The organism is Asaia krungthepensis NRIC 0535, assembly GCF_025995175.1.
Taxonomy (GTDB): domain Bacteria; phylum Pseudomonadota; class Alphaproteobacteria; order Acetobacterales; family Acetobacteraceae; genus Asaia; species Asaia krungthepensis.
Map to the genome: position 1 here is coordinate 23,911 of NZ_BAPV01000020.1, position 16,794 is coordinate 40,704.

A 16,794-nucleotide genomic window follows, 5' to 3' on the forward strand; every position below is an offset into this window, starting at 1 on the left:
GGTCTTTACAGATAGGGGTCGGGCGTCGCGAGGAAGTCGCGCACATAGCGGGTGATACCCGCCTCGAGGGTTGTGAAGGGCTTGTCATACCCTGCTTCGCGCAGGCGCGTCATATCGGCACAGGTATAGGACTGGTACTGGCCCTGAAGAGCCTCGGGCATGTCGATGAATTCGATACGGCGCGGCACACCGGCCGCATCGCATACGGCATTGGCCAGATCGACATAGCTGCGTGCCGTGCCGGTACCGCAATTGAACAACCCGCTGACCTGCTTGTGGTCATAAAGCCAGAGCATGATATCGATCAGATCGCCCACCCAGATGAAATCGCGCGCCTGCGCGCCATCGTCGAGATCGGGGCGGTCGGAGCGGAACAGCCTTGCCGGGCTGCCACGCATCACCTCGTCATACTTGACCTTCACGACCGAGATCATCGAGCCCTTATGGTACTCGTTCGGCCCGTAGACATTAAAGAACTTGAGCCCCGCCCATTGCCGGGGCATCGGATCCCCGGACTCGAGGCGTTTGAAAAGATGCTGGTCGAAGACGTGCTTGGACCAGCCATACAGGTTCATCGGCTTCAGCGTCGCAAGAGAGTCGGGCGCGTCCGAAAACAGTTCGGGCCTGTCCGCCGCCCCATAGGTCGCCGCCGATGAGGCATAAAAGAATGGCACGTCACGCAAGGCGCACCAGTCGAGCAGGACCTCGGACAATGCGACATTGGTCTGCCATACCAGATCGCCATCGCGCGCGGTCGTGCTGCTGATCGCGCCCATATGGAACACGGCCTTGATGTCCGTACTATTCGCCAGATAGGAGTCGAGCGCATCCGGGCTGATCAGAAGATCGGGCGCGTGCTTGGCAAGATTGCGCCATTTTCCCTGGTCGCGAAGGCGGTCCACAACCGCGACAGCCTCACCGCGCGCCTTGAGCGCAGCGACCAGGCACGAACCAATAAATCCGGCGCCGCCGGTGACGATCATCATGGAACCTGTATAAGACGCCGCAACGCAACCTCCAAGCCACACCAGCCGGAGAAAAACGCGGCCCCGGCATCCCGATTGACCAGAGCCGCGTTGCACCCGACAGGTGTGAGAGCCAGTCTGGGGCGACCCTACGCTCCTCTGGCCGCGCCGGGGGCATTATCACCGACCGCCACCTAGTGGGCGACAGGACAGACAAGGATACCACCATGGCAGACCGGCCCCGTTTTTTCGATGACCTCGCAGGCGTTGCCGGGGGCGCGTTCTCGGCCCTGACCGGTCTGCGCGAAGAGCTTCATGCCATGGTGCGCGCGCGCATCGATGAGGCCCTTTCCTCGCTCGATCTCGTCCGTCGTGACGAGCTGGATGTTGCACGCGAACTCGCGACACGTGCGCGTATGGCGCAGGAAGATGCCGATGCCCGTCTGGCCCGTATCGAGGAGCGTCTGGCCGATCTGGAAAAGGCCGTGACCGCTCCCACACCGCAAGCCTGATCATGACGGATGCCAGCATCCTTGCAACGGAGGCCGGGCATCCGTAACGTGACCTGATATGACGATTCGCGGGGCCGATAACCGCGGATTTTCATATCGTTGCAGACATCCTGATACGCGTCGCCAAGCCACGCGCATCACCGGCCCAGGGAGTCCCGAATGCCTGCTCTATCCTCCTTCTCCTCCTCGCATCAGGATACCAACCCGCTCGACGTCATGGAGCAGATCGTCTGCGGTCATGACTGGGCGTTCGACCGCCGGACCGATTCGGAAATGGCGGCCGAAGCACCGGGCAAATGGTGCGATTACGGACTCTATTTTTCGTGGTCGCGCGAGATTGCCGCCATGAACTTCACCTGCACCTTCGACCTGCGGGCTCCCGCCAATCGCCGCAAGGCCCTGTACGAACTCATTGCGCTTGCGAATGAACGCCTCTGGATCGGGCATTTCAGCCTCGACCTCGAGACGGGAACACCGGTCTTTCGGCATTCCGTCCTGCTGCGCGGCGCAACGAGCCTTGCCGCAGAAAGCATGGAAGACATGATCGATATCGCCATTACGGAATGCGAGCGGTTCTACCCTGCGTTCCAGTTCACCCTCTGGAGCGGCAAATCCCCCGCTGAAGCGCTGGAAGCCGCCATGCTCGATTGTGCGGGTGAAGCGTGAGCCTGCCCTCTCTTCTTCTGGTTGGCTGTGGCAAGATGGGCGGCGCCTTGTGGCAGGGATGGCTGAAGCAGGGGCTTGCCCCCTCCATCATCCTTGACCGCCGGTGCGATGCCCCTCCTGCCCCACATCGTGTCGTGCGTACCGCCGGTGAAATTCCGGGCGATTTCAAACCAGATATCATCATTCTGGCCGTCAAGCCGACGGGTATGGAAGAAGCCCTCGCGTCGCTCCGCCCCTTTCTGGACGGTGCTATCGTGATTTCGATGCTGGCGGCGCGAACGGTCGAAAGCCTTCGTGCCGCTTGTGGGGAGGCCACGAGCCGCATCGTACGCGCCATGCCCAACACCCCGGCCGCGATTGGCAAGGGCGTCACCGGCGTTTGCAGCTCTGATCTGGATGACGCCCAGCGCGCCCTGTGTACCAGCCTGCTTTCCGCCGTGGGCGATGTCGCCTGGGTGGACAACGAGGAGCAGCTCGAGGCGCTCACACCGATCTCGGGTTGTGGGCCAGCCTATGTGTTCCTGCTGGCTGAATTGCTGGAGAAAGAAGCGCTGCGCGTCGGGCTCCCCCCCGAGACAGCGCGGCTGATTGCGCGCGGCACCGTCTCGGGCGCGGGAGCGCTTCTTGCCGCCTCCGACGAGGAAAGCGAGACCCTGCGCAAGAATGTGACGAGCCCCAATGGCGTCACAGCCAAGGCGCTCGAAGTTCTCATGGCGCCCGATGCCTGGCCAGCCACCATGAGTGAGGCCATCGACAATGCCATGAAGCGGGCACGGGAAATGGCCTCCTGAGCCGAAAACCCTGCCATATTCCTGTCATTCGATTGTCACGACACGCCCATAGGGTATTATCGCGCCCAGAATGACAGGAACGGCTTTATGACGGATATTGATCGCGAGGAATTTGATCTGGCTCTGCTGGAGGCGGGCTTCGGCCTCGCCGCAGAAAAGGGCTGGCAGCGTTTCTCTCTGGTCGAGGCCGCCCAGCGCGCCGGTCTGCCCATTGATGAAGTCCGCGCCCGCTTTCCCTTCCGCCACAGCTTTCTTTTCCGCCTTGGCCGACTGGCCGATGAATCGGCCTTTCGCGACGACGGGCTGAGCGGCTCGGTCCGCGAACGCGTCTTCGATCTTTTCATGCGGCGCTTCGATGTTTTCCAGCAATATCGCGAAGGGATCCGGGCTGTCTTGCAGGCTCTGCCGACGGACCCGGCCCTGACGCTACTCCTGAGCGCTGCCACGATGGACACCATGCGCTGGATGGCAGAGGTCGCGGGCGTGGAATGCAGCGGCTTCGGCGGCATGATCAGACTGAACGCCCTGGCCGGGGTGTGGGGATTTGCCCTGCGCGCCTGGGAAAAGGATGAAAGCGCCGATCTCTCCCAGACCATGGCGGCGCTCGATCAGGCTCTGGACAAGGCAGAACGCTACGGCGCGCTCAAGCCCTCGTCGGGCCGCCTGATGGAAGAGGCCGAGAGCCGCACGGGCATTGCGGATCATCCGCTCGAACTCGAAACATAATGGCTTTACGTCTGCCAGCTTGCAGACTAAAAAGCCCCTCAGCGCGATGGGATGTAGCCAAGCGGTAAGGCAGCGGATTTTGATTCCGCCATTCGGAGGTTCGATCCCTCCCATCCCAGCCAGCGCATCATTTTCCTGAAAATCAGACGACCTTCGCTCCCCTGTACGGCCTTGTCCCGTTTGCCGCGGGCTTTTGCGTGGCTTGGCCCCATACTGGCCGTGAAAGGTCTAGGCTGCGCGCCAGAGCGTCAGAGCGTCAGAGCGTCAGAGCGTCAGAGCGTCAGAGCGTCAGAGCGTCAGAGCGCATCGTTGAGCACCCGGCGACGGTCAAGTCTACCTCTCATAAAGGGAGGATAACAAACAGCGTTCGCGCCCTCGCATATCGGCGGAGAAAAGCACCACAGGAAGCCTGCCGACAAGCCTTCCCATCGACGCGTTGCACGCGCGCGATACAAGGACGACCGCAAACACAGGATTTGCGAAGGACATGGCGCGAGAGGCGCGCATAATGTCATTCAGATTTTCGGGAAAGTACCGGCGGGGCAATGGTGGGCACACAAGGGCTCGAACCTTGGACCCGCTGATTAAGAGTCAGCTGCTCTACCAACTGAGCTATGTGCCCATAGCCCCGCTCCGGTGAGAGGGCTTCTAACAAGAGGCGGAACAGGCATCAAGAGGAAAAATGCACTATTCCGCATACGTAACCAAATCCTCTATTTCTCGGGCGAAAGCAGACGCATAAGCGTATCGAACTGATCGAGACTGCGATAATCCAGACGCAGCGAACCGCCCTTGCCGTTGAACTCGATCTTCACCTTGAGACCCAGCTTCGTCGCCAGATCGCGCTCCAGGCGCACGAGTTCGTTGTCTCGCGGCGGCTTGGCCTCTTCCTGTTCCGTCTTGGGCGTCTGACGGGCCAAGGCTTCCGTCTGACGCACGTTGAGCCCCCGGGCGATCACGATATCCGCGGCCGCGCAGGGGTCAGGATGGGCCAAAAGGGCGCGTGCATGACCGGCACTCAGCAACCCGTCACGCACTTTCTGGCGCACGGCCTCCGGCAGGTTGAGAAGACGCAGGATATTGCCGATATGGGGACGCGACTTGCCCACTGCCCCGGCAAGCTCTTCCTGCGTCAGAGCATAATCGGTCAGAAGCCGCTGAAGTCCCTCTGCTTCTTCGATCGCGTTCAGATCGGCGCGCTGCAAATTCTCGACAAGGGCGGCGGCCATGGCATCGGCGTCATCGAGCAAACGCACATGGACAGGGACTTCATGCAGCCCGGCGCGCTGCGAAGCGCGCCAGCGCCGCTCGCCTGCGATGATCTGATAGCGTCCCTTCTGCTCCGGATCCGGACGCACAAGGATAGGCTGCAACACGCCACGGCTGCGGATCGAGTCTGCAAGCTCGTTCAGCCGCCCCTCATCCATATCCACGCGGGGCTGGAACGGGCCAGGTGCCAGAAGATCGACCCCGAGCAGGGATGGATTAGGCGCAGCTTCCTGAGACGGGCCGGGGGTACGCGGCAGTTCGATGGCCTGATCCCCCAGAAGGGCGGCGAGACCACGGCCCAGGCGAGGCGCCGGTTTCTTGCTCATGATGAGATCCCTTCCAGATGGGCGATGCCCAGGCGGGCTGCCACTTCCTGCGCAAGAGCCAGATAGGCCTGCGCCCCGCTGCTGCGACGGTCATACTCGAGAACCGAGTACCCATGGCTCTGCGCCTCGGAAATCTTGATATTGCGTGGGATCAGCGTCTCGAGCACCTGCTCGCCAAAGAAATTGCGTGCGTCTGCCGCAACCAGTTCGGACAAATTGTTGCGTCGGTCGTACATGGTCAGGATAATCCCCGCGACATGCAGATCCGCATTGAAGGCGCGACGCACGCGATCGACCGTACGGACAATCTGGCTGATCCCCTCAAGCGCAAAGAACTCGCATTGCAGCGGAATCAGTACCGCATCTGAGGCAACCAGTGCGTTCAGCGTCAGCAGACCAAGGCTGGGCGGACAATCGATCAGGATGACGTCATACCGATCCGAGAGTGCCTCGAGCGCGTCACGGATACGGAATTCGCGCCGGTCGCTGCCGATCAGTTCGAGTTCCGCCCCGGCGAGATCGGTATTCGCCACGATGATGTCGAGATTCGCCGTCCCGGTCGGGCGCGGCAGTTTCTCGGGCGGCGCCTCCTGCATCAGGGCAGCATAGCTGCCAATCTGACGGGCATTGTAATCGACCCCCAGACCGGTCGACGCATTGCCCTGCGGGTCGATATCGACCAGCAGGACGCGCTGCGAGCTGGCGAGCGCTGCGGCCAGATTGATTGCTGTTGTGGTCTTGCCCACACCCCCCTTCTGGTTGGTGACGGCGAGAATACGGGCCTTCTTGCCCGTGTCGTTATTCGACACGTTTGATATCGCTTATCTCGATGATGGCGCCCCCAGAGGCGGCGCGATTGTCCAGAATTCTGTGCTGCATGTGCCAGCACCGCTCGGCTACGGTCAACTCGTCGGGCAGATTTTTTCCCTTGAGAAACAGGGCTTTCCCCTCCGGGAGCAGAAAGGGCGTGCTCCATTCCAGCAATTGTGAGAGCGAGGCCAGAGCACGCGCGGTCACATAGGCGGCGGGCGGCACCTCGGCCTGCTCGATGCGTTTGGGCACCACCTGCGCCCTCACGCCACAGGCGCGTGCCGCCTCGCGTAGAAATGCACATTTGCGCTGGTCGGATTCAACCATCACCATCTCGGCATCGCAGGCGATACCGATCATGAGCGCCGGGAATCCGCCACCCGATCCAAGATCGATCACCCGCGCCCCCCGGGCGATGAACGGGACAAGGCGTAGCGAATCCTCGATATGCCGCTCCCAGAGGTAGGGCATGTCGCGGGGACTGACCAGATTGATGCGGGCGTTCCATTTCTCCAGAAGCGCTGCAAAAACCTCAAGCCGCTCTCTTGTTTCACGTGAAACCGCACTCATGCCGCAGCCCTCACATGCGCCAGCAAGGCAATCATTGCGGCAGGCGTCACACCCGGCACACGCTGAGCCGCCGCGAAGTTCTCCGGCCTTGCGAGAGACAGACGTTCTTTCATCTCGCTGCTCAGTCCCCCGATCCGGGCATAATCGAGGTCGGCAGGAAGGGCAATCTGCGCCTCATTGGCCAGTTGCCTGATCTCGCGCTCCTGACGCTGAAGATAGCCGCCATACCGTGCCTCTGTCTCGACATGGCGGCGGATGCGCAATGGCAGCACGCCAAACCAGGGCGCCAGCCTGCACGCCGCCGACTCATCGGCCTGACCAGCCAGCACATCCAGAAGCGAGCGACGTCGCCCGTCCTGCGACACCGTGATACCCTGTGCCGCGAGATCCTGCGGCGCGTGAAGCGCCTCGCGTGCCTGATCCATGGCGAGCTCGATCGCCGCCTGATCCTGATCGAGCTTTGCCGCACGTTCGGCACCGACACAGCCCATCGCCACACCGATCCCGGTAAGGCGCAAATCGGCATTATCGGCCCGCAGGCTCAGGCGATACTCGGCGCGCGAGGTAAACATGCGATAAGGCTCGGAAACACCTTGAAGCGTCAGGTCATCCAGCATCACGCCGAGATAGGCCTGATCGCGCCCAAGCACGAGCGGGGCACTCCCCGCTGTAAAGCGCGCGGCATTCAATCCTGCCAGCAAGCCTTGGGCGGCTGCCTCCTCATAACCAGTGGTACCATTGATCTGACCGGCCAGATACAGCCCGGCAAGCGCATTCAGCGCCAGGCTGGGCGAGAGTTCACGTGGATCGACATAGTCATATTCCACCGCATAACCGGGCGTCACGATTTGCGCTTTCTCGAGCCCCGGGATCGAGGCGATCATCAGGGCCTGAATATCGGCGGGAAGACTCGTCGATATCCCATTCGGATAGACCAGATCCCCACCGGGATTACCTGCCAGACCCTCGGGTTCCAGGAAGATCTGATGCCCTTCCTTCTCGCCGAAACGCACGATCTTGTCCTCGATCGACGGACAGTAGCGCGGTCCTTTTCCGGCAATGGCGCCGCCATAAAGCGCCGAGAGCGCCAGATTGTCGCGGATGATCCGATGCGTCTCAGGCGTCGTGCTCGTGATACGGCACGAGACCTGCTCGGTGGTGATGCCCTGAGTGAGGCGACTGAACGGCTCGGGCAGCGCATCTCCCTTGTCCTCTGCCAGCGACTCCCAGTCTATGCTCGCACGCGCCAGTCGGGCCGGTGTCCCTGTTTTGAGACGCCCCATACGCAATCCGAGCGCTTCCAGACGCTCGCCCAGAAGCGCTGCCGGTCGCTCACCGATACGCCCGGCCTGTTCCTGCGTGTGCCCGATATGAATCACGCCCCGCAGGAACGTCCCGCTCGTGACCACCACGGCCCCGCAACGGATGACACGCCCATCGGCACACACCACGCCAGAGACGCGCTTGTCCTCCACCACGAGATCGGCCACTTCACCCGCCTCAATGGCAAGGTTCGGCGTTTCGGCCAGAAGCGCCTGGATGGCATTGCGATAGAGATATCGGTCTGCCTGGGCCCGAGGCCCATGGACCGCAGGCCCTTTCGAGCGGTTCAGGAGCTTGAAGTGGATCCCGGCGCGATCGGCGGCGCGTCCCATCAACCCATCTAGCGCGTCGATTTCACGTACCAGATGCCCCTTGCCTATGCCCCCGATGGCCGGGTTGCACGACATGGCACCGATCATTTCCGGCTTCTGGGTCAGCAGGAGCGTCCGTGCGCCAAAACGTGCCGAGGCGGCTGCCGCCTCGCTTCCAGCATGCCCCCCACCGATGACGACAACATCAAACTCGCTCACACACGCCTCATTTTCCAATACAGAATTGTCCGAATATCACATCCAGCAGGGACTCGACATCAACTTGTCCCGTCAGGCGGCCCAGCGCCCGCATCGCCAGACGCAACGCCTCTCCCCGCACTTCTGGCCAGGGTGCCTGACGCGCCTGGTCAAGATGAAACAGGGCCTCCTCGATACCCGCGCGATGGCGTGCGCGCGTGAGCGGCGCACCTACGCCAGAGACGAGTGCCTTGATGCGCCCGGCGAGCGCCACCTCGAAGGCGGGCATCCCCTCGCCCGTCTGAACGCTGAGTCCCAGCGTGCCCTCCGGCGCCGGGCTCACATCGATCTTGTTACCGATCAGCAGAGCGTCGGTCCTGAGGGGGGCTTCCCCCTCACCTGCCATGACATGCACCACGAGGTCGGCATGTTCCACGTGAAACATCGCGCGCTTGATGCCTTCGGCTTCGATCTCATCCTCGGTCTCACGCAGCCCCGCCGTGTCGACCAGTCGCAGACGCACCCCGTGAAACAGCCAGTCAATGGCAATCACGTCGCGCGTGGTCCCGGCACGATGCGTGACGATCGCCGCGTCATACCCAGCAAGATGGTTCAGCAGGCTCGACTTCCCTACATTGGGCGCGCCCGCGATCACCACCGTCAGGCCTCGACGCACAATCTCGCCGCGTTTGTCAGACAGATGTACCTGCAAGGCGTTGCGCAACGCATCGAGCCGATGCGTCAGGGCCTGCTCGACCTCTTCCGGCAAATCCTCATCCGGAAAATCGATCAGCGCCTCCTGATGGGCGAGCAAGGTTTTGAGCGAGTCACTCCACCCCTCATAAACGCGGCTCAACGCGCCATCCGCCTGGGCCAGCGCCTGCTGACGCTGGCTGTCGCTCTCGGCCTCCACAAGATCGGCAATCGCCTCAGCCTGAAGCAGGTCGAGCCTTCCGGCCTGAACCGCACGCCGCGTGAACTCACCTGCCTCGGCCGGACGCGCACCTAGTGAGGTCAGCGCCAAAGCCACACGATCGATCACCGCAGGCCCCGCATGAAGATGCAGCTCAAACCCATCCTCCCCGGTATAGGAGCGGGGTCCAGGCAGCCACAGCACCATTGCATCGTCCAGATGCTCACCCTCGTGATGCAGGGCGCGAAGCCCCGCATGACGCGGTGGTGGCAGGCGCCCAGAGCACAGGGATGCGAGCACCTCTTGAGCGCCGGGGCCACTTGCGCGCATGATGGCGATCGCCGCCCGCCCGGCACCCGTCGCCAGAGCGAAGATTACCTCACCCTTGCGTCCCGCCCGGCTTTCCGTCGCGTCAACCATGTGAATTCCTTCTATGCCCCAGCTCTCTTTTCACTCTCCCCTCGGCCCCCTGACCCTCAGTGAAGACGAGGGCGCTATTGTCGCCCTCGACTGGGGATGGGGCCGCGATCAGGAAAAGACGCCCCTTCTTACCCGCGCCCACACCATGCTGGAACGCTATTTCGACGGCGAAGCGGAAAGTTTCGATCTGCCTCTCGCCCCCTGGGGCACCCCCTATCGCAAGGCCGTCTGGGCCGCCCTGCGCGATGTGCCCTACGGCCAGACGATCAGCTATGCCGACCTCGCCGCCAAGGCCGGAGGCTCAGCCCGCTCTATTGGCGGAGCCATGGCTCATAATCCCATCCCCATCCTAATCCCCTGCCACCGCGTTCTCGGCAAGACTCATCTGGGCGGCTATTCAGGCGAAGGCGGTCTGGACGACAAGCGCTATCTCCTGAAACTGGAAGGCGTCACCCTCTAGCAAACCGGTCAGGTCTCCCTTAACGCTTCCCGCTTCGCGGGGGAGCGAGGGCGCCTTTCATTTTGGTTTGGCTGAACAGGTTTTTAAAAAACGACCATCCTTCGGCCAGGCAGGTGGGGCAGAGTCCTACGAAAAGGCGTTCTTGCAGCGGGAGGCCTCTGCGGGGCGCTGCCCCGCCCCCGGAAAGGGGCGTGCCCCTTTCATCCCGATTTGATCGAAGAGGTTTCCAGAGGACGACCGTCCTTTGGCGGGGGATGGGGCAGAGCCTCATGAAGGGAGGTTCTTGCACCGGGAAGCCTTCACGGGGCGCTGCCCCGCTCCCCGGAAAGAGGCGCGCCCCTTGCGTCCCGGTTAAATCGAACAGGTTTCCAAAGGACGACTGTCCTTTGGCGGGGGATGGGGCGGAGCCCCATGATGACAACATCCATCATCGAAACAGATTCATAAAAAAACCGCCGGAAGCGTAAGCCTCCGGCGGTTTTTCATGACCCGGGGGACGGATCAGTTGTTCATGGCGTCGAAGAAATCCTGGTTCGTCTTGCTGTATTTCAGCTTGTCGAGCAGGAAGTCCATCGCGTCCATGGTTCCCATGGGCGAGAGGATACGACGCAGCACCCACATCTTCGAAAGCGAGGCGCGATCAACAAGAAGCTCTTCCTTACGCGTACCCGACTTGGTGATGTCGATGGCGGGGAAGGTACGCTTGTCAGCCAGCTTGCGATCAAGGATGAGTTCGGAGTTACCCGTGCCCTTGAATTCTTCGAAGATAACTTCGTCCATACGGCTGCCCGTATCGATCAGCGCGGTGGCGATGATGGTGAGCGACCCGCCCTCCTCGATATTACGTGCCGCACCGAAGAAGCGCTTGGGGCGCTGCAGGGCATTGGCATCCACACCGCCGGTCAGCACCTTGCCCGATGAAGGCACAACGGTGTTGTAGGCGCGCGCCAGACGGGTGATCGAGTCGAGCAGGATCACGACGTCACGCTTGTGTTCGACCAGACGCTTGGCCTTTTCGAGCACCATTTCGGTCACCTGCACGTGGCGGGTTGCGGGCTCATCGAAGGTGGAGGACACGACTTCACCGCGCACCGAGCGGGCCATGTCGGTCACTTCCTCAGGGCGCTCATCGATCAGCAAAACGATCAGGAACACATCGGGATGGTTGGCGGAGATCGATGAAGCGATGCTTTGCAGCATCACGGTCTTGCCGGTACGTGGGGGGGCCACGATCAGGGCGCGCTGGCCCATGCCGATGGGGGCCACAAGATCGATCACGCGTGGCGTGTAATCGCGCTGATCCTTCTTGCCCTTGCCAGTCGGCTGGGGCTCGGGTGCACCCACCTGCTCGACTTCCATACGCAGGCGACGCTCGGGATAGAGCGGCGTGAGGTTATCGAAGTTGATGCGCTGACGAACCGAGTCCGGCTCTTCGAAGTTAATCGAGTTGACCTTGAGCAGCGAGAAGTAGCGCTCGCCATCGCGCGGGGCGCGAATCTGCCCTTCAACCGTGTCACCTGGGCGCAGCCCGAAACGACGCACCTGAGCGGGGGAGATATAGATGTCGTCGGGGCCGGGAAGGTAATTGGCTTCAGGCGAACGAAGAAAGCCGAAACCGTCTGGCAGGATCTCCAGAGTGCCTTCGCCATAAATGGCCTGCTCATTATCCGCCAGGGTCTTGAGAATGGCGAACATGATGTCCTGCTTGCGCATCGACGATGCGTTTTCGATCTGCAGCTCTTCAGCATAGGCCAGCAGATCGGCAGGGGTTTTTTTCTTGAGTTCAGCAAGATGCATGAAAAGCGCCTTAGATGGGCTATAGTCTACTGTCGGGGAGACGGAAGCCGTATCCGTGACAGATGATTGGTCGCGAAAGAATGCCCCGTCAGATGGGCCGCAGAACGGGCCCGACGATGAGCGAAGACGATAGGTCTTGAGAAAGGCCGCAGCGTACGGAAAACGTACGGCTCTTGCGGCACAATCTAATGAGAAATAACGGTTTCTGTCAATAGTCCCGTTCTATACGGCCCTGACGCAGTCTCAGCCGCGCCAGGGCTTCATCATATATTGCCCTGTGGTGGCGCCCGTCTCGTCCAGACCCGGGATCAGGAACAGGAGCGGCGATGCAGGCACTCGCTCCACATAGGCACCGGAAATCAGGTCAGGGGCGCAATGTCCCTCGAGCTGAAGAGGAGTTTGCAGGGCGATATCGATATGACAGGGAGCAGCCCCGGCGCCCTGCGATACTGGCGTGAGCAGCCCTGACAGAGGGGCCGCCTGTAACGCACGGTTATCGGCGTCAAGCGCTACGAACTCGCCCCGCAGCGCCGAACCTTCCATGTGGTAGCCAATCAGCACTCTTGTGGGCTGCTTGCCTTCATAACCCGGCGCCTGCCGGAACCCGAGCGGGAAGGAACTGCCCCCCTCAAAACGCAACGGTTCCTGCACAAGACGATCCAGAATGACCTGCGCGGGAGGCGCATCAGACTGGACTACAGGACGAGCGAGGACCTGCGGCGCAATAGAAGAGAAGGCGACAAGGGAGAGGGAAAGAGCGAGCCGGTTCACTTTGAACGATCTCCAAACCATCCACGGCGCCAGAAAATGAACAGAGGCAGGAGCACCGAGGCAAGCATCAGGCATAACGCATAGTAATAGCCGTAATGCCATTCGAGTTCCGGCATGATCTTGAAATTCATACCATAAATACCGGCGAGCAGCGTGGGCGTGATCCCGACGAAACTGACCACCGTCAGCAGCTTCATACCGTCATTCTGGTCGATACTGATGAAGCCGAGTGTAGCGTCGAGCAGGAACTGCACCTTGACGGTCATCTGCGCCACATAGTCGTTCAGCGAGGCAACGTCGCGACCCAGAATGCGCAGACGTGCCTGAAGCGTATCGCGGAACTCGAAATATCGTGCATCGCCCAGATACATGCCGATGCGATCCACCCCGAGCAGACTTTCTCGAATGGATGAGGTGAGATCACCACTCGCCCCCAGCTCGCGCAGGGTCTGGCGCAGCACGTCGGCATTACGCACATGCCGTCTGGGTCGGGTGCTGGTGAAAACGGTGCGTGAAATCGTGGCCAGGCTGTGACCTGCGTTTTCAAGAATATCGGCCAGCCTGTTCACAACGGTTTCGAGCAGATGGATGAGCAATTCAGGCACGTCTGACAGCGCAAAATCGACGTCATTGGCCGCAAGATCCCGGCTCATGGTCTCGAATGCCGTATAATTGGCGTAGCGCAGAGTAATGAACCAGCGCTCCGACACGATGATACCAACGGGATAAGCGGTCAGGGCCTCGTTGATCATCCGCACCAGAGGGGTGGAAAGATAGATTACGTCACCCTTGCGGTAGTGGCGGGACGAACTCTCGATTTCCTCGAGCGCTTCACGACGCGGAAGTGCGATTCCACTTACGGCTTCGGCGAGGCGTATCTCGTCCTCCGTCGGGTCAACCAGATCCAGCCAGGCGACATCCTGCGCATCATCGGCGGCCAGAATTTCATGGACGGGGCGCCCCACCGGATGCGCAAGAAACATCGTGATTTCCTTCCCCTTGCGGGGTGCTTCTCCCCTGCGGGTCGGGAATGGACGTCATGCCGCCCCTCTGGTATCGCAGAAACCCGCTCGCCATGTCGATCCATGCCCCGGACAGGAGATGCCCCATGAGTTCTGAAGTTCCGCCCCGTCTCAACAGCCTGCGCAATGGCCCCGACCAGCGTGGCCGCTTCGGCAGCTTCGGCGGCCAGTTCGTGGCGGAAACGCTCATGCCGCTGGTGCAGGATCTGGCAGAGGCCTATCAGGCCGCCAAGGCCGACCCCGAATTCCGGCGCGAGCTCGATTACTACTTCCGGGACTATGTGGGACGTCCCAGCCCGCTCTGGCATGCAAAGCGTCTGAGCGAGGAACTGGGCGGCGCGAAGATCTACCTCAAGCGTGAAGAGCTCAACCACACCGGCTCGCACAAGCTCAATAACGTGATGGGCCAGATTCTACTGGCGCGCCGCATGGGCAAGACGCGCATCGTGGCGGAAACCGGGGCAGGCCAGCATGGCGTGGCGACGGCTACGGTCTGCGCCCTGTTCGGCATGAAGTGCACCATCTATATGGGTGCGGTCGATGTCGAACGGCAGAAGCCCAATGTGTTTCGCATGCATCTGCTCGGTGCTGAAGTGCACCCCGTCACGGCAGGCTCCGGCACGCTCAAGGACGCCATGAACGAGGCCATGCGCGACTGGGTAGCCAATGTGCATGACACCTATTTCCTCGTGGGCACCGTCGCGGGTCCGCATCCCTATCCGGAGATGGTGCGGGACTTCCAGTCGATTATCGGCATCGAGACGCGCGAGCAGATGATGGCGGTCGAAAATCGCCTCCCGGACGTGCTGGTGGCCGCTATCGGCGGCGGCTCCAATGCCATGGGCCTGTTCCACCCCTTTCTCGACGATGAGTCAGTGCGCATGATCGGCGTCGAGGCGGCAGGTCATGGGCTCGATAGTGGCTTTACGGCGGCCTCGATCTCCCGCGGACGTTCGGGCGTGCTTCATGGCAACCGAACCTATCTTCTGCAGGATGAGTTCGGCCAGATTGCCGAGGCGCACTCCATCAGCGCAGGGCTTGATTATCCGGGCATCGGACCCGAGCATTCCTGGCTGAACGATATCGGCCGCGTGGAATATGTGGGTGTGACAGACAAGGAGGCGCTCGACGCCTTCCAGCTCCTGACCCGCACCGAAGGCATCATTCCCGCTCTCGAATGCGCCCATGGTCTTGCGCATGTGATGAAGATCGCGCCGGACATGGCGGCGGACCAGATCATCGTGCTCAACCTGTCGGGCCGCGGAGACAAGGATATCTTCACCGTCGCCGAGCATCTGGGAGTATCGCTGTGAGTCGTATCAAGGCCCGTTTCGAAGCGCTCAAGGCCCAGTCGCGGGGTGCGCTCATTCCTTATCTGCAAGCCTTCGACCCCGACCTCGGAACCTCGCTCGCCCTGCTGAAAGGCATGCCCGCGGCGGGGGCCGATCTGATCGAGATCGGCGTCCCCTTCTCCGACCCCTCAGCCGATGGCCCCACCATCCAGCAGGCCGCCCTGCGCGGCCTGAAGGCTGGCGCCACTCTGGCTGGCGTTCTCGAGATGGTACGCGCCTTTCGTGAGGACGATAACGAGACTCCCATCATTCTCATGGGCTATCTCAACCCGATCGACAGCTATGGTCCTGCCCGTTTCTGCACCGATGCTGCCGAGGCCGGTGTGGACGGGCTGATCATCGTTGACCTCCCCAAGGAAGAAAGCGATCTGCTGGCCGAGGATGCGAAGCGCTGCGGGCTCGACATCATCCAGCTCGTGGCACCCAATACCCCGGATGCGCGCCTTCCCCTGCTGCTCGATGATGCCTCCGGCTTTATCTATTACGTGAGCATCACCGGTATTACTGGCACACGAACGGCCAGCGCCGATGAACTGGCTGCGGCCCTGCCGCGCCTGCGCGCCGTCAGCCCCCTGCCGGTCGCAATCGGTTTTGGCATTCGCACTCCGGAACAGGCAGCGCAGGCCGCCTCGGTTGGCGATGCCGCCGTCGTGGCGTCAGCTCTGATCGCCACACTGGCGACCACACTGGAAGATGGCAAGGCGACCGCCACGACCGTTCCAAAGGTCCTCGGCCAACTGGCTGAGATCGCTCACGCCGTGCGGGCACGATAAACAGCCTTCCAGGATCGCACATTTGAAAAAGGGCCGCCCGGAGATCATCCGGTGCGGCCCTTTTTATTGGCTCCAGAGCCTGACGCCACGGCCTTCTCAGCGCTCGTTACGTTTGAGCGCCAGCCCGAATGAGAGAGCCGAGATACCGCCGAAGATCAGTTCGATGGCAATGAACGTACCGATCAGCCACAGCCCCGACCAGGGCAGGGTCACGAAAATGAAGATGCCGGTCAGCAATGCGACAACGGCGCTCAGAACCATGGTCCACCAGTTGGCCACATGGCGATGCCCTGCCGCCCAGAGCCCGCGCATGACACCTGAAGCCATAAGACAGCCAGCGAGAAAAGCAGTCAGAAATACCGAGCCTGTCTCCGGTTCCTGAATCAGGAGAATACCACCGAGGATATAAAGGAACCCCATGAGCGCCGTGATCCAGAAGCGTGATCCCGGCACATCGCGATGGGCGAAACTCTGCGCCAGATAGGCGACCCCCGAGAAAATGAGCAGCATACCGATGATGACGATACTCGCGAGTGTCGTCACCACAGTGTCGAGGAACGCGAGGACGCCCAGCACGATCAGCACGACGCCAATTCCGATAAACCAGTTGGGCTTGAGTTGTGGATTGATGGGCGGCAGACCGGGGATATTGCCAAAACCAGACATGTTCTTGGATTCCTCTCTTTGTTCGTTCTTACGCTTCATGCTGGCATCAGGGCGCATACGGGACTTGTGAACATTATGTTATCCCGCCCCGCCCGCCCCTTTGCGCCACCCCGCGCGGGTCACTGTTTCACGTGAAACACCAAACAGCACTGC

17 protein-coding genes and 2 tRNA genes are annotated in these 16,794 nt (G+C 61.5%); 8 read left to right on the forward strand and 11 right to left on the reverse strand.

Going from position 1 to position 16,794, the window contains the following annotated elements:
• Positions 1-5: 5 nt before the first annotated feature.
• Positions 6-986: an ADP-glyceromanno-heptose 6-epimerase gene (rfaD, locus tag AA0535_RS10080; protein WP_264815905.1), complete on the reverse strand. Its 981-nt coding sequence runs from the start codon at positions 984-986 to the stop codon at positions 6-8.
• A gap of 206 nt (positions 987-1,192) precedes the next feature.
• On the opposite strand from rfaD, the gene AA0535_RS10085 reads away from it, so the two are divergent.
• The 5 genes from AA0535_RS10085 (at position 1,193) to AA0535_RS10105 (ending at position 3,782) form a co-directional block, all read left to right on the forward strand.
• Complete coding sequence (locus AA0535_RS10085) at positions 1,193-1,477, forward strand: accessory factor UbiK family protein (protein WP_264815908.1); 285 nt, start codon at positions 1,193-1,195, stop codon at positions 1,475-1,477.
• 159 nt (positions 1,478-1,636) lie between these two features.
• Positions 1,637-2,143 carry a type III secretion system chaperone family protein gene (locus AA0535_RS10090; protein ID WP_264815910.1) on the forward strand — a complete coding sequence of 169 codons (507 nt, stop codon included), beginning with the start codon at positions 1,637-1,639 and terminating at the stop codon, positions 2,141-2,143.
• Positions 2,140-2,934 (forward strand): pyrroline-5-carboxylate reductase, encoded by a 795-nt coding sequence (gene proC, locus AA0535_RS10095; RefSeq protein WP_264815911.1) that lies wholly within the window; start codon positions 2,140-2,142, stop codon positions 2,932-2,934. Before AA0535_RS10090 ends, proC begins: the two co-directional genes overlap by 4 nt.
• A gap of 87 nt (positions 2,935-3,021) precedes the next feature.
• On the forward strand, positions 3,022-3,660 hold the full coding sequence (locus AA0535_RS10100; RefSeq protein ID WP_264815913.1) for a TetR family transcriptional regulator: 639 nt from the start codon (positions 3,022-3,024) through the stop codon (positions 3,658-3,660).
• Between the two features lie 47 nt (positions 3,661-3,707).
• Positions 3,708-3,782: transfer RNA gene (locus tag AA0535_RS10105), tRNA-Gln, on the forward strand.
• 424 nt (positions 3,783-4,206) lie between these two features.
• On the opposite strand, the gene AA0535_RS10110 is transcribed toward AA0535_RS10105, so the two are convergent.
• The 6 genes from AA0535_RS10110 to mnmE form a co-directional block, all read right to left on the reverse strand.
• Positions 4,207-4,282 (reverse strand) — tRNA-Lys (locus AA0535_RS10110).
• A 91-nt stretch (positions 4,283-4,373) separates the two neighbouring features.
• Positions 4,374-5,255: a ParB/RepB/Spo0J family partition protein gene (locus tag AA0535_RS10115; protein WP_264815914.1), complete on the reverse strand. Its 882-nt coding sequence runs from the start codon at positions 5,253-5,255 to the stop codon at positions 4,374-4,376.
• On the reverse strand, positions 5,252-6,064 hold the full coding sequence (locus AA0535_RS10120; protein ID WP_264815916.1) for a ParA family protein: 813 nt from the start codon (positions 6,062-6,064) through the stop codon (positions 5,252-5,254). The genes AA0535_RS10115 and AA0535_RS10120 overlap by 4 nt, the downstream gene beginning before the upstream one ends.
• Complete coding sequence (rsmG, locus tag AA0535_RS10125) at positions 6,054-6,635, reverse strand: 16S rRNA (guanine(527)-N(7))-methyltransferase RsmG (RefSeq protein WP_264815917.1); 582 nt, start codon at positions 6,633-6,635, stop codon at positions 6,054-6,056. Before rsmG ends, AA0535_RS10120 begins: the two co-directional genes overlap by 11 nt.
• Positions 6,632-8,488 (reverse strand): tRNA uridine-5-carboxymethylaminomethyl(34) synthesis enzyme MnmG, encoded by a 1,857-nt coding sequence (gene mnmG, locus AA0535_RS10130; RefSeq protein ID WP_264815918.1) that lies wholly within the window; start codon positions 8,486-8,488, stop codon positions 6,632-6,634. The genes rsmG and mnmG overlap by 4 nt, the downstream gene beginning before the upstream one ends.
• A 7-nt stretch (positions 8,489-8,495) precedes the next feature.
• On the reverse strand, positions 8,496-9,800 hold the full coding sequence (gene mnmE / locus AA0535_RS10135) for a tRNA uridine-5-carboxymethylaminomethyl(34) synthesis GTPase MnmE (RefSeq protein WP_264815920.1): 1,305 nt from the start codon (positions 9,798-9,800) through the stop codon (positions 8,496-8,498).
• Between the two features lie 13 nt (positions 9,801-9,813).
• Here mnmE and AA0535_RS10140 point away from each other — a divergent pair, with 13 nt between their 5' ends.
• The gene (locus AA0535_RS10140) at positions 9,814-10,260 is read left to right on the forward strand and encodes a methylated-DNA--[protein]-cysteine S-methyltransferase (protein ID WP_264815921.1); all 447 of its coding nucleotides are present in this window, start codon (positions 9,814-9,816) and stop codon (positions 10,258-10,260) included.
• Positions 10,261-10,761: 501 nt separating this feature from the next.
• Here the strand turns inward: AA0535_RS10140 and rho are convergent.
• From rho to AA0535_RS10155, 3 genes are all read right to left on the reverse strand, one after another.
• The gene (gene rho / locus AA0535_RS10145; protein WP_127099532.1) at positions 10,762-12,057 is read right to left on the reverse strand and encodes a transcription termination factor Rho; all 1,296 of its coding nucleotides are present in this window, start codon (positions 12,055-12,057) and stop codon (positions 10,762-10,764) included.
• A gap of 243 nt (positions 12,058-12,300) precedes the next feature.
• Positions 12,301-12,828 carry a hypothetical protein gene (locus AA0535_RS10150; RefSeq protein WP_264815923.1) on the reverse strand — a complete coding sequence of 176 codons (528 nt, stop codon included), beginning with the start codon at positions 12,826-12,828 and terminating at the stop codon, positions 12,301-12,303.
• On the reverse strand, positions 12,825-13,811 hold the full coding sequence (locus AA0535_RS10155; protein WP_264815924.1) for a magnesium transporter CorA family protein: 987 nt from the start codon (positions 13,809-13,811) through the stop codon (positions 12,825-12,827). Before AA0535_RS10155 ends, AA0535_RS10150 begins: the two co-directional genes overlap by 4 nt.
• 125 nt (positions 13,812-13,936) lie before the next feature.
• On the opposite strand from AA0535_RS10155, the gene trpB reads away from it, so the two are divergent.
• Both trpB and trpA read left to right on the forward strand, forming a co-directional pair.
• Complete coding sequence (gene trpB / locus AA0535_RS10160; protein WP_264815925.1) at positions 13,937-15,163, forward strand: tryptophan synthase subunit beta; 1,227 nt, start codon at positions 13,937-13,939, stop codon at positions 15,161-15,163.
• Positions 15,160-15,975 (forward strand): tryptophan synthase subunit alpha, encoded by an 816-nt coding sequence (trpA, locus tag AA0535_RS10165; RefSeq protein ID WP_264815927.1) that lies wholly within the window; start codon positions 15,160-15,162, stop codon positions 15,973-15,975. The genes trpB and trpA overlap by 4 nt, the downstream gene beginning before the upstream one ends.
• Before the next feature lie 96 nt (positions 15,976-16,071).
• Here the strand turns inward: trpA and AA0535_RS10170 are convergent, their stop codons facing one another.
• Positions 16,072-16,641, reverse strand: a complete 570-nt coding sequence (locus AA0535_RS10170) for an HdeD family acid-resistance protein (RefSeq protein ID WP_264815928.1) — start codon at positions 16,639-16,641, stop codon at positions 16,072-16,074.
• Positions 16,642-16,794 lie beyond the last annotated feature (153 nt).

What these genes read in the sequence shown, in the direction of transcription:
- AA0535_RS10140 (WP_264815921.1), top strand. Translation starts at nt 9,814, where the DNA reads ATGCCCCAGCTCTCTTTTCACTCTCCCCTCGGCCCCCTGACCCTCAGT.
- AA0535_RS10100 (WP_264815913.1), top strand. Translation starts at nt 3,022, where the DNA reads ATGACGGATATTGATCGCGAGGAATTTGATCTGGCTCTGCTGGAGGCG.
- AA0535_RS10090 (WP_264815910.1), top strand. Translation starts at nt 1,637, where the DNA reads ATGCCTGCTCTATCCTCCTTCTCCTCCTCGCATCAGGATACCAACCCG.
- AA0535_RS10155 (WP_264815924.1), bottom strand. Translation starts at nt 13,811, where the DNA reads ATGTTTCTTGCGCATCCGGTGGGGCGCCCCGTCCATGAAATTCTGGCC.
- rfaD (WP_264815905.1), bottom strand. Translation starts at nt 986, where the DNA reads ATGATGATCGTCACCGGCGGCGCCGGATTTATTGGTTCGTGCCTGGTC.
- AA0535_RS10170 (WP_264815928.1), bottom strand. Translation starts at nt 16,641, where the DNA reads ATGTCTGGTTTTGGCAATATCCCCGGTCTGCCGCCCATCAATCCACAA.
- rho (WP_127099532.1), bottom strand. Translation starts at nt 12,057, where the DNA reads ATGCATCTTGCTGAACTCAAGAAAAAAACCCCTGCCGATCTGCTGGCC.
- AA0535_RS10085 (WP_264815908.1), top strand. Translation starts at nt 1,193, where the DNA reads ATGGCAGACCGGCCCCGTTTTTTCGATGACCTCGCAGGCGTTGCCGGG.
- AA0535_RS10115 (WP_264815914.1), bottom strand. Translation starts at nt 5,255, where the DNA reads ATGAGCAAGAAACCGGCGCCTCGCCTGGGCCGTGGTCTCGCCGCCCTT.
- mnmE (WP_264815920.1), bottom strand. Translation starts at nt 9,800, where the DNA reads ATGGTTGACGCGACGGAAAGCCGGGCGGGACGCAAGGGTGAGGTAATC.
- trpB (WP_264815925.1), top strand. Translation starts at nt 13,937, where the DNA reads ATGAGTTCTGAAGTTCCGCCCCGTCTCAACAGCCTGCGCAATGGCCCC.
- rsmG (WP_264815917.1), bottom strand. Translation starts at nt 6,635, where the DNA reads ATGAGTGCGGTTTCACGTGAAACAAGAGAGCGGCTTGAGGTTTTTGCA.